This window comes from Bordetella genomosp. 8 (assembly GCF_002119685.1).
Lineage (GTDB): Bacteria > Pseudomonadota > Gammaproteobacteria > Burkholderiales > Burkholderiaceae_B > Bordetella_C.
In genome coordinates this window covers 2,644,148-2,657,842 of the sequence record NZ_CP021108.1, presented here as the reverse complement: position 1 = coordinate 2,657,842, position 13,695 = coordinate 2,644,148, and the positions used below count along the sequence as shown (strand labels likewise).

Annotated in this window: 13 protein-coding genes; 5 read left to right on the top strand and 8 right to left on the bottom strand. The window is 65.6% G+C overall.

Annotated elements, in window-relative coordinates:
* Window positions 1–2 precede the first annotated feature (2 nt).
* From frr to rpsB, 4 genes are all read right to left on the bottom strand, one after another.
* Entirely contained in the window at window positions 3–563 is a 561-nt protein-coding gene (frr, locus tag CAL12_RS12130) for a ribosome recycling factor (RefSeq protein WP_086064671.1), read from the bottom strand.
* Window positions 564–577: 14 nt separating this feature from the next.
* Entirely contained in the window at window positions 578–1,294 is a 717-nt protein-coding gene (gene pyrH / locus CAL12_RS12125; protein ID WP_086064670.1) for a UMP kinase, read from the bottom strand.
* Window positions 1,295–1,410: 116 nt separating this feature from the next.
* Entirely contained in the window at window positions 1,411–2,289 is an 879-nt protein-coding gene (gene tsf / locus CAL12_RS12120; RefSeq protein ID WP_086064669.1) for a translation elongation factor Ts, read from the bottom strand.
* Between the two features lie 112 nt (window positions 2,290–2,401).
* Complete coding sequence (gene rpsB / locus CAL12_RS12115; RefSeq protein WP_086064668.1) at window positions 2,402–3,151, bottom strand: 30S ribosomal protein S2; 750 nt, start codon at window positions 3,149–3,151, stop codon at window positions 2,402–2,404.
* A 255-nt stretch (window positions 3,152–3,406) separates the two neighbouring features.
* Here rpsB and map point away from each other — a divergent pair, with 255 nt between their 5' ends.
* The 4 genes from map (at window position 3,407) to CAL12_RS12095 (ending at window position 8,484) form a co-directional block, all read left to right on the top strand.
* Entirely contained in the window at window positions 3,407–4,228 is an 822-nt protein-coding gene (map, locus tag CAL12_RS12110; RefSeq protein ID WP_086064667.1) for a type I methionyl aminopeptidase, read from the top strand.
* A 48-nt stretch (window positions 4,229–4,276) separates the two neighbouring features.
* Window positions 4,277–6,919: a [protein-PII] uridylyltransferase gene (locus tag CAL12_RS12105; RefSeq protein ID WP_086064666.1), complete on the top strand. Its 2,643-nt coding sequence runs from the start codon at window positions 4,277–4,279 to the stop codon at window positions 6,917–6,919.
* A 331-nt stretch (window positions 6,920–7,250) separates the two neighbouring features.
* The gene (locus CAL12_RS12100) at window positions 7,251–7,967 is read left to right on the top strand and encodes a MarC family protein (protein ID WP_086064665.1); all 717 of its coding nucleotides are present in this window, start codon (window positions 7,251–7,253) and stop codon (window positions 7,965–7,967) included.
* 43 nt (window positions 7,968–8,010) lie between these two features.
* Window positions 8,011–8,484 carry a disulfide bond formation protein B gene (locus tag CAL12_RS12095; protein WP_086064664.1) on the top strand — a complete coding sequence of 158 codons (474 nt, stop codon included), beginning with the start codon at window positions 8,011–8,013 and terminating at the stop codon, window positions 8,482–8,484.
* Between the two features lie 132 nt (window positions 8,485–8,616).
* Here the strand turns inward: CAL12_RS12095 and purF are convergent, their stop codons facing one another.
* The 4 genes from purF to folC all read right to left on the bottom strand — a co-directional run bounded on the left by purF (window position 8,617) and on the right by folC (window position 13,056).
* Window positions 8,617–10,137 (bottom strand): amidophosphoribosyltransferase, encoded by a 1,521-nt coding sequence (purF, locus tag CAL12_RS12090; protein WP_086064663.1) that lies wholly within the window; start codon window positions 10,135–10,137, stop codon window positions 8,617–8,619.
* Between the two features lie 76 nt (window positions 10,138–10,213).
* Window positions 10,214–10,702 carry a CvpA family protein gene (locus CAL12_RS12085; protein WP_086064662.1) on the bottom strand — a complete coding sequence of 163 codons (489 nt, stop codon included), beginning with the start codon at window positions 10,700–10,702 and terminating at the stop codon, window positions 10,214–10,216.
* Window positions 10,699–11,697, bottom strand: a complete 999-nt coding sequence (locus CAL12_RS12080) for an SPOR domain-containing protein (RefSeq protein WP_086064661.1) — start codon at window positions 11,695–11,697, stop codon at window positions 10,699–10,701. The genes CAL12_RS12085 and CAL12_RS12080 overlap by 4 nt, the downstream gene beginning before the upstream one ends.
* A 48-nt stretch (window positions 11,698–11,745) precedes the next feature.
* A complete protein-coding gene (gene folC, locus CAL12_RS12075) occupies window positions 11,746–13,056 on the bottom strand; it encodes a bifunctional tetrahydrofolate synthase/dihydrofolate synthase (protein WP_086064660.1) in 1,311 nt (436 codons plus the stop codon).
* Window positions 13,057–13,189: 133 nt separating this feature from the next.
* Between folC and CAL12_RS12070 the strand changes: the two genes are divergently transcribed.
* The gene (locus CAL12_RS12070) at window positions 13,190–13,573 is read left to right on the top strand and encodes a flagellar protein FlaG (protein ID WP_086064659.1); all 384 of its coding nucleotides are present in this window, start codon (window positions 13,190–13,192) and stop codon (window positions 13,571–13,573) included.
* Window positions 13,574–13,695 lie beyond the last annotated feature (122 nt).

Here is a 13,695-nt window from a genome sequence, read left to right as displayed (position 1 = left end):
CGTCAGACGGTCATGATCTCCGCTTCTTTCTGCGCGATCATCTTGTCGATGTCACCCACGCAGCGGTCGGTCAGTTTTTGGATTTCGTCCTGCGCGCGGCGCTCTTCGTCTTCCGAGATCGACTTGTCCTTGACCAGCTTCTTCAAGGCTTCGTTGCCCTCGCGGCGCAGGTTGCGCACGGCGATCTTGGCGTCCTCGCCTTCGTTCTTGACAACCTTGGTCAGGTCGCGGCGACGCTCTTCGGTCAACGCCGGCATGGGGACGCGTATGGTTTCGCCCATGGACACCGGATTGAGCCCCAGATCGGATTCGCGGATGGCCTTTTCGACCGGGCCCGCCATGTTCTTTTCATAGGGCTGCACGCTGATCGTGCGCGCATCGACGAGGTTGACGTTGGCCACCTGGCTGATGGGCACGGGCGAGCCGTAGTATTCGACCTGCACGTGGTCCAGGATACCGGTGTGCGCGCGGCCGGTCCGTATCTTGGACAGATTGACCTTGAGCGTTTCGATGGATTTGGCCATCCGGGACTCGGCCGATTTCTTGATGTCTGCGACGCTCATTGCGACTCCTTGATTCAAACGTGTACCAGTGTGCCTTCATCTTCGCCGGTGACCGCGCGTTTCAGCGCGCCCGACTTGTTGATGGAAAACACCTTGATGGGCAGCTTCTGGTCGCGGCACAGGGCGAATGCCGTGGCGTCCATGACTTCCAGGCGACGCACGATGGCCTCGTCGAAGCTGATACGGGAATAACGCGTGGCGGTCGGGTCCTTGTTGGGGTCGGCACTGTAGATGCCGTCCACCTTGGTCGCCTTCAGCACGATTTCGGCGCCGATTTCCGCGCCACGCAGTGCCGCCGCGGTGTCGGTGGTGAAGAAGGGATTGCCCGTACCGGCGGCGAAAATCACCACCTTGCCTTCTTCCAGGTAGCGCAAGGCCTTGGGGCGGATATAAGGTTCGACCACCTGCTCGATGTTCAGGGCCGACTGCACGCGCGTGTCGACGCTGCGGTGCTTCAAGGCATCCTGCAGGGCCAGGGCGTTCATGATGGTGGCCATCATGCCCATGTAGTCGGCGGTCGCGCGATCCATGCCCTGCGCGCCCGGGGCCACGCCGCGGAAGATATTCCCGCCACCGATGACGATGGCCAGCTCCACGCCCAGATTCACGATCTCGGCGATTTCCTCGGTCATCCGGGCGATGGTGGCGCGGTTGATGCCGAAGGCGTCCTCGCCCATCAGCGCTTCGCCGGACAGTTTGAGAAGAACCCGCTTATACGATCTGCTGGTCATGAGCGATATCCCTGGAAACGATCCGACGGAAGTGTAAGACAAGAAACAGGCCGGTCACGCGCCGGCCTGTAATAAAAAGAACTGCAATGCGACGGATAAGTCTGTGTCGGAACTTATCAGGCGCGGCCGGCAGCGGCGGCGGCGACTTCCGCCGCGAAGTCGGTGGTCTTCTTTTCGATGCCTTCGCCGACGATGAACAGCGCGAAGCGCGCGATGCCGGCGTTTTCAGCCTTCAGCATCTGTTCAACGGTCTGCTTGTCGTTCTTGACGAAGGGCTGCGACAACAGCGTGACTTCCTTCAGGAACTTCTGCACCGAACCTTCGACCATCTTGGCGACGATGTCGGCCGGCTTGCCGGATTCGGCGGCCTTCTGCTCGGCCACGGAACGCTCGGTGGCGATGTCGGCGGCAGGGACGCCGTCGGCGTTCAGCGCCTTGGGCTTGGTGGCCGCGATATGCATGGCCAGGTCCTTGCCGACGCCGTCCGCGCCGCTGAAGTCCACCAGCACGCCGATCTTGCCGCCATGCACGTAGCTGGCCAGCTTGTTGGCGGTTTCCATGCGCTCGAAGCGGCGGATCGAGATGTTTTCACCGATCTTGCCGATCAGGGCGGTACGCACCGTTTCCACCGTGCCGCCTTCCAGGGGCAGTTCGGACAGCGCGGCCACGTCGGCCGGATTCTTGGTCGCGACCATTTCCGCCAGCGTGTTCACGTAGGCGACGAAGTCGTTGTTCTTGGCGACGAAGTCGGTTTCGCAATTGACTTCGATGACGGCGCCCTGCTTGGCATCGGGCGAGATGTACAGGCCGATCAGGCCTTCGGCCGTCACGCGGGCGGCGGCCTTGCTGGCCTTGTTGCCCAGCTTGACGCGCAGGATTTCCTCGGCGCGAGCCAGATCGCCTTCGGCTTCGGTCAGCGCCTTCTTGCATTCCATCATGGGCGCGTCGGTCTTCTCGCGCAGTTCCTTGACCATCGAGGCGGAAATTTCAGCCATGTTCGCTCCATTCTTTCTAAAGCACGCCCCGGCAAGCCGGGGCATGTTGTGTTTCGATTCGGGGATGCGCTCCGCAGAGCGCATCCGGCACAGGGCGCCCGCGGGCGCCTGCTCAAGCCTGGCCGTCTTGCACTTCGACGAACTCTTCCTGGCCTTCGCCGCCTTCTTCGACCAGACCGTTCAGGTTCTGCTCGCGGCCTTCCAGCACGGCGTCGGCGATGCCCTTGGCATACAGCGCGATGGCCTTGGCGGAGTCGTCATTGCCCGGGATGACGTAGTCGATGCCGTCCGGCGAGTGGTTGGTGTCGACCACGGCCACGACCGGGATGCCCAGCTTGCGGGCTTCGGCGATGGCGATCTTGTGGTAGCCGACGTCGATCACGAACAGCGCGTCCGGCAGGCCGTTCATGTCCTTGATGCCGCCCATGGACTTGTTCAGCTTTTCCAGTTCGCGCTGGAACAGCAGGCCTTCCTTCTTGATCATGCGTTCCGCGCCGCCTTCGGCGACCACGGCTTCCATGTCCTTCAGGCGCTTGATCGAGGTCTTGACCGTCTTGAAGTTGGTCAGCATGCCGCCCAGCCAGCGGGCGTCGACGAAAGGCATGCCGCAGCGGGCGGCTTCGCCGGCGATCAGTTCGCGCGCGGCACGCTTGGTGCCCACGAACAGGATCTTGCCGCCACGAGCGGCCAGCTGCTTGACGAACTTGGTGGCTTCGACGTACTTGCCGACCGTCTGTTCCAGGTTGATGATGTGGATCTTGTTACGCTGACCGAAGATGAAGGGGGCCATCTTCGGATTCCAGTAACGGGTCTGGTGGCCGAAGTGGACGCCGGCTTCCAGCATTTCACGCATGAGGGACATAGTATTCTCCAAGGGTTTGGACTTGCGCCGGGCCTGCATCGTCCGGAAAGAGCGGCTTTCGCTTTCGCGATTCGCTGCCGGCTATTCCCGTCGACACCCTCGTTGGCTGGGCGCGCGATTGGACTTCTATTGGACTTCACAGATCAGACTTCACAGATCGGCCTTCACAGATCAGACTTCACAGTGAAGCTCCCCTGCTTTTCCAGGGAAGCCTATAATTCTACTATTTTTCCAAGACAATCCTCAAGCTGATACATGGGCATAGTCACCGACCCCGCCGAACTCGACCAAATGCGCCTGGCCTGCCAGGACGCCGCGCGCGTGCTGGATTACCTCACGCCCTACGTGAAGCCGGGCGTCACGACCGGCGAGCTGGACCGTCTGGCGCTGGACTACCTGACCAATGAATTGAAGGTCAAGTCGGCCACCGTCGGCTACGCGCCGCCGGGCTACCCGCCCTTTCCCGGCGCCATCTGCACGTCGGTGAACCATCAGGTCTGCCACGGCATCCCCGGCGACAAGGTCCTGAAAAATGGGGACGTTTTGAATATCGACGTCACCATCATCAAGGATGGCTGGTTCGGCGACACCAGCCGGATGTTCTACGTCGGCGAACCGTCCATCCTGGCGCGCCGGCTGGCTGACGTCACCTACGAATGCATGTGGCTGGGCATCCGCCAGGTGCGCGCCGGCGCCACGCTGGGCGACATCGGCAACGCCATCCAGAAGCACGCGGAAGGCAGCGGTTTCTCGGTGGTGCGCGAATTCTGCGGCCACGGCGTGGGGCGCCGCTTCCACGAAGATCCCCAGGTGCTGCACTACGGCAAGCCCGGCACCGGCGTGAAGCTGGTGCCCGGCATGATCTTCACCATCGAACCGATGATCAACGCGGGCCGCCGCGAGATCCGCCAGTTGTCGGACGGCTGGACCGTGGTCACGCGCGACCACAGCCTGTCGGCCCAGTGGGAACATACCGTCCTGGTCACCGAAACGGGCTACGAAGTGTTGACGGTGTCGTCCGGCATGCCGGCGCCGCCCGCCTTCGTGACGGAAGCGGTCGCGGTACCGGCCGCCTAGCCGCGCAACCGCGCCGACAGCGCCCAGACACACCGGAAGGACCGCCGTATGAGTACGCAAGCCGAATCCCTGCTCGCGGCGCCCGATGCGGCCGCGGGCCTACCCGCGCTGCGCGCCCGCATGCGCGAGCGCCGCGATGCCGCCATCGCCGCCTTCCGGGAGCACGAGCGGCCCGATCCGCTGCTGCATGAACTGCGCCGGATCACCGACCAGACCCTGCGCGACCTGATCAAGCAATGCCCGCTGCCGCCCGGTGCCGTACTGGCCGCCGTGGGCGGCTACGGCCGGGGCGAACTTTACCCGCATTCCGACGTCGACCTGCTGATCCTGCTGCCGCATCCGCCATCGCAGGATGAGGAAGCCGCCATCGAGCGCCTGGTGGCCGCCTTGTGGGACCTGGGCCTGGAGCCGGGCCACAGCGTGCGCACCATCGCCGACTGCGAACGCGAGGCGGATGCCGACATCACGGTGGAAACCGCGCTGCTGGAATCGCGCTGGCTGGCCGGCAACCGCGCGCTGATGAAAACCTTCGACACCGCGATGCGGGCGCGCCTGGATCCGGCGGTGTTCTTCCGCGCCAAGCGGGTCGAAATGCAGCAGCGCCATGCGCGCTACCAGGACACGCCGTACGCGCTCGAACCGAATTGCAAGGAATCCCCGGGCGGCCTGCGCGATCTGCAGGTCATCATGTGGATGGCGCGGGCGGCGGGCTTCGGCGAGACCTGGCGCGAGATCGCCAAGGCCGGCCTGCTCACGGCATCGGAAGCGCGCGGCCTGCGGCGCGCCGAGCAGGCCTTCAAGCGCTTGCGCATCGAGCTGCACCTGATGTCCAAGCGACGCGAAGACCGCGTGCTGTTCGACCTGCAGCCGGCGCTCGCGGAAATCTACGGTATCAAGGCGACCGCCACGCGGCGCGCCAGCGAACTGATGATGCAGCGCTATTACTGGGCGGCGCGCCTGGTCACGCAGCTGAATTCCATCCTGGTCCAGAATATCGAAGAACGGCTGTTCCCTCGCCCGGCCTGCGACGCGCGCGATATCGATGACGATTTCCGCAGCTTGCACGACCGGCTGGACATCATTCGCGACGATGCGTTCGAACGCAATCCGACGCTGCTGCTGCGCGCTTTCCTGGTCATGCAGCAGCACCCGCACCTGAACGGCATGTCGGCGCGCACCATGCGCGCCATCTGGCACTCGCGTCATCGCATCGACGCGCAGTTCCGCCGCAATCCGGTCAATCGCCGGCTGTTCCTGCAGATCCTGCAGCAGCCGGCGGGCATCGTGCACGAGCTGCGCCGCATGACGATGCTGAATATCCTGCCGCGCTACCTGCCGGTGTTCCGCCGCATCGTCGGCCAGATGCAGCACGACCTGTTCCACGTCTATACGGTGGACCAGCATACGCTGACCGTCATCCGCAACCTGCGCCGCTTCACCATGCCCGAACACGCGCAGGAGTATCCGCTGGCCAGCCAGCTGATTTCCGAGCTGGACCGGCACTGGCTGCTCTACGTGGCCGCGCTTTTCCACGATATCGCCAAGGGGCGCGGCGGCGACCACTCCGAGCTGGGCGCGCGTGAGGTGCGCAAGTTCGCCCATGACCACGGCCTGGCGCCCGAAGACGCCGAACTGGTGGAATTCCTGGTCCGGCAGCATCTGCTGATGTCCACCGTGGCGCAGAAGCGCGATCTGTCCGACCCGGAGGTCGTGCGCGAGTTCGCCGCCACGGTCAAGGACGAACGCCATCTGACCGCCCTGTACCTGCTGACCGTCGCCGACATCCGCGGCACCAGCCCCAAGGTCTGGAATGCCTGGAAAGGCAAGCTGCTGGAAGACCTGTACCGCCTGACCCTGGGTGCGCTGGGCGGCGCGCATCACGATGCGGATACGGTGCTGAATCATCGCAAGGCGGAAGCGGCGCGGCTGACGCGGCTGGCCGGCTTGCGCGACGACGCGCGCGAAGCCTTCTGGAAACAGCTGGACGTGGCCTACTTCCTGCGCCACGACGCTTCCGACATCGCCTGGCATACACGCCACCTGTACCACCGCCCTGCCCCGGACCAGGCCGTCGTCAAGGCCCGGCCCACCGAACAGGGCGAAGGACTGCAGGTCATGGTGTACACCCGCGACGCGCCCGACCTGTTCGCGGCGATCTGCGGCTATTTCGACGCCAAGTCGCTGAGCATCCAGGACGCCCGCATCCATACCACACGCCATGGCTGGGCGCTGGACAGCTTTATCGTGCTGCTGCCGGATGGCGCGAGCGACCTGCGCGCGCAGGCGTCGTTGGTCGAACACGAACTGGCCGCGCGGCTCAAGGAAGCCGGCACGGCGTCTTCGGCGACGGCGGGCGGCGGCGCGACCTATGGCCGGCTGCGGCAATCGCGGATGTCGCGCGTGTTCCCGGTGCCACCGCAAGCCGAACTGCAGCCGGACGACCGCAGCAAATCCTGGCGGCTTTCCGTCACGGCGACGGACAGGCCGGGCCTGCTGCATGCCCTGGCGCGGGTCTTCGTCGGCCATGGCGTGAATCTGCAGATGGCCAAGGTCATGACGCTGGGCGACCGTGTGGAAGACGTCTTCATCATCGAAGGCTCGACCCTGGAACGGCCCCGCTCGCAAATGCAGTTCGAGCGCGCCATCCTGGACGCGCTGTCGGGCGACGGGACGCAGCGCGCGGCTGCTTGAGGGTCCCCCCCCGAAGCGCTGCGCGCTTCCCCCCAAGGGGGGCGACGCTGGAGGACCGGCGGAGCCGGATCCTCGGCGTCCCGGGTCAAGCAGCACCTGCGACACGTTGCGGCGTCGCGTGCCGACGCTGGAGGACCGGCGGAGGGCTGGCCGCCCGCCCGGATCCTCGGCGTCCTGGATTGGGCGGCATCCTCGTATGGCGCGGGGCGTGGATGAAATCCGACGTGGAATTGCGGGTTCGGATAGCGCCTTACATCCACGTTGACGTGGCCGGAACGAACGGTCGACGCTTACAATCGACCTTTCCTCGTCGGCCAGGCCACCTTTCCCCATGCTCGCGCACGACTATCTGCTGGTATTTGGTCGCAGCTTCCTGTTCGCGCTGGCCACCCTGCTGCCTTTCCTGAATCCTCCGGCCGTCGCGCCCATTTTCTGGACGCTGACCGAAGGCGCTTCCAATGCCACGCGCACGGCGCTGGCCAAGCGGGTGGCCATCAATGTGGGCGTGATGCTGACCATCGCGATGGTGGCGGGCAACGTGCTTTTGAGTTTCTTCGGACTGTCCCTGGCGATCGTCCGCGTAGGCGGCGGGCTGCTGGTCATCGCCAGCGCGTGGCGCCTGGTGAACTCGCCCGATGCCGGGGCGCAAAGCGCCGCCCGCGCCGCCGAGTCCTTCACGCCGGAAATGGCCAAGGCGCGCGCCTTCTATCCGCTCACCTTCCCGATTTCCTGCGGGCCCGGCTCGATCGCCGCCGCAATCACGGTCGGCGCTTCCCTGCGCGAACCGGACCGTATCGTCAGCCTGGTCAGGCTGGTCGGCTCGCTGCCCGGCATCCTGGTTACCGCGTTGACGCTGTACGTCTGCCTGCGTTTCGCCGCCCAATTCCTGTACAGGCTGGGAGATAACGGCACGGCGGTATTCATGCGGCTGTCGGCTTTCGTGTTGTTATGCCTGGGTGTGCAGATCGTCTGGGACGGTGTGCATGAACTCTTGTTGAGCGTGATGGTCGAAGCCGCCACAGCCAGCGCGGCCGGCACCGCGCAGTGATACCGCTTCCCTTCCTTTCCGACGTTACAGGATAAGAAACATCATGATGTCGACTTCGCAACGCACCCTGGTACTGATCGCCATCCTGGCCTTCGGCGCCGTGTGCATCGCGCTGGTGTCCCAATACGCTTTCGGCCTGCAACCCTGCGCGTGGTGCGTGCTGCAGCGGCTGATCTATATCGTCATCGGCATCGTCTGCCTGGTGCTGGCCTTCCTGGGACCGGTGCTGCGGCGCGTGGGTGCGCTGCTGGGGCTGATCCTGTCGCTGTGCGGCGTATGGGCCGCCTATTACCAGTACACCGTGGCGTCGCAACTACTGTCGTGCGCGCAGACCTTCGCCGACAAGTTCATCGCCGGCAGCGGCCTGGACGCGGCGCTGCCGTCCGTGTTCGGGATTTATGCCACCTGCATGGACGCCGCGGTAAAGGTGCTGGGCGTCGAATACGCGGTCTGGAGCCTGGTGCTGTTCGCCATCCTGGCGCTTTTGAGCCTGCGCGCGCTGCTGCGCCGCGCCTGAGCCGGCCGCACTAGCCGGCCGCACCTGGCCGGCCGCACCCGACCACCCGCACGTACGGACAAGGCGTCGCTCAAACGAAACGGCGGACCGGGTATTCCCGGTCCGCCGTTTCCGTACCTGCGCGGCTGGCGATCAGGCGTCGTTGGCGGCGTAGCCCATGTTGAACAACAGCCCGCCACGCGCCTCTTCGTCGGCCTCGCCCCGGCTCTGGCCAAGGCGCTCCAGGTATTCCGGCGTGATGTCGCCGGTAATGTACTGGCCGTCGAAGCAGGACGCCTCGAAACGCGACATGGCGGGATTCAGGTCGCGCACCGCCTGCTGCATATTGTCCAGGTCCTGGTAGACCAGGGCATCGGCGCCGATGGTGCGGGCGATTTCCTCGTCGCTGCGGCCGGTGGCGATGAGCTCGCGCTGCGTCGGCATATCGATGCCATAGACATTGGGGAAACGCACGGGGGGCGCGGCGGAGGCGAAGAACACCTTGTTGGCTCCGGCAGCGCGCGCCATTTCGACGATTTCCCGGCTGGTCGTACCGCGCACGATGGAATCGTCCACCAGCAGCACGTTCTTGCCCTGGAATTCGCGGCCGATGGCGTTGAGCTTCTGCCGCACCGACTTCTTGCGCACCGCCTGCCCCGGCATGATGAACGTCCGGCCAACGTAGCGGTTCTTGATCAGGCCTTCGCGATAATCCAGGTTCAGGCGGGCGGCCAGCTGCATGGCGGCCGGACGCGAAGAATCGGGAATCGGCATGACGACGTCGATATCGCCCAGGCGCATGCTGCGCGCCACCTTGTCGGCAAGGTACTCGCCCATGCGGAGGCGGGCGTCGTAGACGGAAACGCCGTCCATCAGCGAATCCGGGCGGGCGAAATACACGTACTCGAAAATGCACGGCACGAGCTGGGCATTGTCGGCGCACAGGCGGCTATAGAATTTGCCGTCCAGGTCGATGAACACGGCTTCGCCGGGCGCCACATCGCGCACGAAGCTGAAGCCGCTGCCTTCCAGCGCCACGGACTCGGACGCCACCATCCATTCGACGTCACCCTGCTCGTTTTCCTGCCGGCCGATGCACAGCGGGCGGATGCCGTAGGGATCGCGGAAAGCGAGCAGGCCGTAGCCGGCGATCTGCGCCACCACCGCGTAGGCGCCACGCACGCGCCGGTGCACCGCCGTGACCGCGCGGAACATCGCGTCGTCATCCAGCGAAATGCCATTCGCCGCGGACTGCAGTTCGTGGGCCAGCACGTTCAGCAGGACCTCGGAATCGGAATTGGTATTGATGTGGCGGCGGTCGACGCGGAACAGGGATTCGCGCAACTCTCGCCAATTGGTCAGATTGCCGTTGTGCGTCATCATGATGCCGAAAGGGGCATTGACGTAGAACGGCTGGGCTTCCTCTTCGCTGGCGCTGGAACCCGCGGTCGGATAGCGGACCTGGCCGACGCCGCTGTTGCCGGGCAGCGCGCGCATGTTCCGGGTGCGGAAGACGTCGCGGACGAGGCCGTGCGCCTTGAACAGATTGAACTGGCTACCCTGCGCCGTGGCGATACCGGCCGCATCCTGCCCGCGGTGCTGCAACAGCAGGAGGCTGTCGTAGAGCAGTTGGTTGACGGGATTGCGCCCCACGACGCCGACGATTCCACACATGGCAATTTCCTGTTGATCCTACCGCGTTCTTTCGAACGATACGAATATGCTCAATATGGCCACGATAAGGCCATATTCAATAAGGCAGCATGGACGCCAGGGATGGCGGCAGCCACACTTTGGTATGTTTGACGGCTTCTGTGGCCGTATGGGAGAACATCGCGTCGCGCCACCAGGGCTCCTGCGGCAGCGGCGTATAGCCGGCCACCGTGACGAGCACCAGCACGATCAGCGCGCCGCGGATCAAGCCGAAAAGGCCGCCCAGCCCATGGTCGGCCGGCGACAGGCCGGTGGTACGGATCAGCGCGGACAGGGTCATGTTGACCAGGCCGACCCCCAGCAGCACGACCAGGAATACGGCCGCATAGGCCGCGCCCATGCGCAGCACCGTTGTTTCTATCCATTGGGCCAGCCATCCGTAGACCGTCGGGCCCCACCAGATCGCCGCCACGAACGCCAGGATGTACGCCAGCAGGGACAGGACTTCCTTGAGCAAGCCACGCACCAGGCCCAGCAGCCCCGATATGGCGATGATCGCCAGCACGACGAAATCGAACCCGGTCACTGCGCGGCGATGAAACCGTTGTCATAGCCCAAGGTGCGCAAGCGCGCCTGGGCTGCCTGGGCCGCCTCGCGCGAAGGGAACGGCCCCACGCGCAGCCGGTATTGCTGTTTGCCGCCCACACTGGCTTCCTGGACAAATGCATTGGTCACCCCGGCCGCATGCAGCTTGTCGCGGCGGGCCTGAGCGTCCGCCTGCGTGGTGTACGCGGCGATCTGCAGCACGAAGTTGCCCTTGGTGTCGGCGTTGGCGCGGGTATCGGCGGCCGGTTTCGGCGGCGAGGAACTGCCCGTGCGGCCTTCCAGCAAGGCCAGCGCCTTGCTGCCGTCGTCGGTTCGGGGCGCGGGCTCCGGCTTGGGGGCCGGCTTGGGGGCCGGCTTGGATTCGGTGCGGGTATCCGGCTTTGATTCCTGGCGGGAGGTGTCGGCGCGGGTGTCCTGGCGCTGCGTCGTCCGGCTGGCATCGGTACGCGCCGCATCGGCACGGCTCGCATCGGCACGGCTGGTATCGACGCGCCCGGTGTCGGCATGCGCGGGATCGCCCGCGGTCCGGGGCGCGTCGGCGCGGGATTGGACACCGGTCCTGCCGGCGTCGGCGGACGGCGTGGCGCCGGCCGACGCCGCCTGGCCGGGCGCCGGCTGTCCGCCCTGGCCCTGCGGGGCGACGGTGCCGGGGACAGCTACGCCGGACGTCGCGGGTGTGCTGGCGCTGCCCGCGCCGCCGGCATCGGCCTGCGCCTGCGGATCGGAAACCGCCGGCTGGTAAGGCGAATTACGGTCGGGGATGCGGATGGGTATGTCGTCGCTGACGCGTGCCGGTTCGGAATCCAGCACCATGGGCAGGATGATGACTGCCGCCAGCACCAGGGCGACCGCGCCAGCCAGGCGGCGCCGCGCGCGCGAACGCAGTTCGGCCGCCTGCGCTTCGCTGGATACCGACGGACGAGGACGGCCCGCCGGCGTGTCCGACGAGGAATCTTTGCGATTGAACAAACCCATGAAGCACGAATTCCTTGCAGCCGGCGCGCCCGATGCGCGATGGAAAATTCAGGCTTTTCGCCCCAGGTACTGGAGCACGGCGGCGACCGTGAAGAACGATCCGAACACCACGATTCTATCATTCTCACCCGCCTGGGCGCGCGCGGCGGCATAGGCCTGCGCGGGATCGGCGTGAGGACAGATGAGCGGTACGTCGTCGCCCGCGCCGGGCGGTGGCAGGGCCGCGCGCACCTGCTCCGCCAGGGCTTCGCCGGTGCCGCCGCGCGGGCCGGGCAGGCCGGCGCAGTACCAGCGGTCTATGCGCCCCGCCAGCTTGGCCACCACACCGGCGACGTCCTTGTCATTGAGCATGCCGAACACCGCGTAGGTGTAGGGATGGAAGCCCATGTTGTCCAGGTTCTGCGCCAGGACCGCGGCGGCGTGCGGGTTGTGCCCGACATCGAGAATGACGGTGGGCTGCCCCGGAAGGATCTGGAAGCGGCCGGGCAGCGTGGCCTGCAGCAGGCCCTGCCGCACCGCCTGCTGCGGCACGGGCAGCCGATCGCGCAGGGCTTCCAGCACGGCCAGGGCGGCGGCGGCGTTCAACAACTGGTTGGCGCCGCGCAGGGCGGGATAGGCCAACGCGCCACGGCGCTGGGCGCGGCCGCCGTAGGCCCATTGCTGGCGGTCGCCGGAGTAGTTGTAGTCCCGCCCGAAGAGCCACAGGTCGGCGCCGATGGCGGCGGCATGATCGAGCAGGCTTTGCGGCGGCACGGGGTCGGCGCAGATGGCAGGCTTGCCGGGGCGATAAATGTGGGCTTTTTCGTAGCCGATCTTTTCCCGCGTGTCGCCCAGCCAATCCATGTGGTCCAGGTCGACGCTGGTGACGACGGCGCAATCGGCGTCGACGATGTTGACGGCGTCCAGGCGGCCGCCCAGGCCGACTTCCAGCACCACCGCATCCAGCCGCGAACGGGAGAACAGCCGCAGCGCGGCCAGCGTGGTGAATTCGAAATAGGTCAGCGAAATGTCGCCGCGAGCGGCTTCGACCGCCTGGAACTGGGCGATCAGGTCGGCATCGGAGGCCAGTTCGCCATTGACGCGGACACGTTCGTTGAAGTCGATCAGATGGGGAGAGGTATACAAGCCGGTCTTGAAGCCCGCGGCCAGCAGCATGGCTTCCAGCATGGCGCAGGTCGACCCCTTGCCATTGGTGCCGCCCACGACGATCTTGACGCAATCCAGCTCCACCCCCAGCCGCTGCTGTACCTGACGGACCCGCTCCAGGCCCAGATCGATGGTTTTCGGGTGCAGGGATTCCAGGTAGGCCAGCCACTGAGTGAGCGTGGCGCCGGGGTCTGGCGGGGCGATGAGGGACATGGCGGAAAGCGAAGCTGAAGCAACCCCGATTTTAACAGCCACCCCGCCCGTTTAAGTTTTCCTGCCCTCTGCCGTTACGAGGTTGTCTACCCAGAAACCCGCGTCGCCGACGCACAGCAGAAGTGGAGTCCTTATGGCTGTCAGCCCTATCGCCCCCGCGGCCCTTCCGGTCCAGCCCGCCGAGGCTCAACCTGCACCGTTGCCCGACGCGGCCGTTCTGGTGACTCCCGCCGGGGACGCCCAGAAAGGCGCCGCCGCCGGCGACGGCGGCGCGTCCGGAAACTCGTCCGACCCCCAATCTTCCCTGGAACGGGCCCTGCAGAAAATCAATGAGCAGATGACGGCCTGGTCCACGCAGATGGAGTTCGCCATCGACCCCGACACCCATCGGGTCGTGATTTCCATCAAGGACTCCAAAACCGGGGACACGCTGAAGACCATCCCCAGCGAAACGGTCCTGAACATCGCCAAGATGATCACCAAAATGCAGGGCGGCGGCGTCGAAACCAGCGCCTGAGAGCCCCCGGCGACCCGCCGATCACGGCTGAAAGCCCCGAACAAGCCGGCCTTATGCCGCTTGCCCGACTTATCGGGCTGGCCGCCGGTTTGACAGAATAAGCGCATCAAGGAAACAGCACG

Coding starts and splice junctions, on each gene's coding strand:
- CAL12_RS12105 (WP_086064666.1), top strand. CDS start 4,277: ATGAGTACGCAAGCCGAATCCCTGCTCGCGGCGCCCGATGCGGCCGCG.
- rpsB (WP_086064668.1), bottom strand. CDS start 3,151: ATGTCCCTCATGCGTGAAATGCTGGAAGCCGGCGTCCACTTCGGCCAC.
- folC (WP_086064660.1), bottom strand. CDS start 13,056: ATGTCCCTCATCGCCCCGCCAGACCCCGGCGCCACGCTCACTCAGTGG.
- map (WP_086064667.1), top strand. CDS start 3,407: ATGGGCATAGTCACCGACCCCGCCGAACTCGACCAAATGCGCCTGGCC.
- purF (WP_086064663.1), bottom strand. CDS start 10,137: ATGTGTGGAATCGTCGGCGTCGTGGGGCGCAATCCCGTCAACCAACTG.
- CAL12_RS12095 (WP_086064664.1), top strand. CDS start 8,011: ATGATGTCGACTTCGCAACGCACCCTGGTACTGATCGCCATCCTGGCC.
- CAL12_RS12070 (WP_086064659.1), top strand. CDS start 13,190: ATGGCTGTCAGCCCTATCGCCCCCGCGGCCCTTCCGGTCCAGCCCGCC.
- CAL12_RS12100 (WP_086064665.1), top strand. CDS start 7,251: ATGCTCGCGCACGACTATCTGCTGGTATTTGGTCGCAGCTTCCTGTTC.
- tsf (WP_086064669.1), bottom strand. CDS start 2,289: ATGGCTGAAATTTCCGCCTCGATGGTCAAGGAACTGCGCGAGAAGACC.
- pyrH (WP_086064670.1), bottom strand. CDS start 1,294: ATGACCAGCAGATCGTATAAGCGGGTTCTTCTCAAACTGTCCGGCGAA.
- frr (WP_086064671.1), bottom strand. CDS start 563: ATGAGCGTCGCAGACATCAAGAAATCGGCCGAGTCCCGGATGGCCAAA.
- CAL12_RS12080 (WP_086064661.1), bottom strand. CDS start 11,697: ATGGGTTTGTTCAATCGCAAAGATTCCTCGTCGGACACGCCGGCGGGC.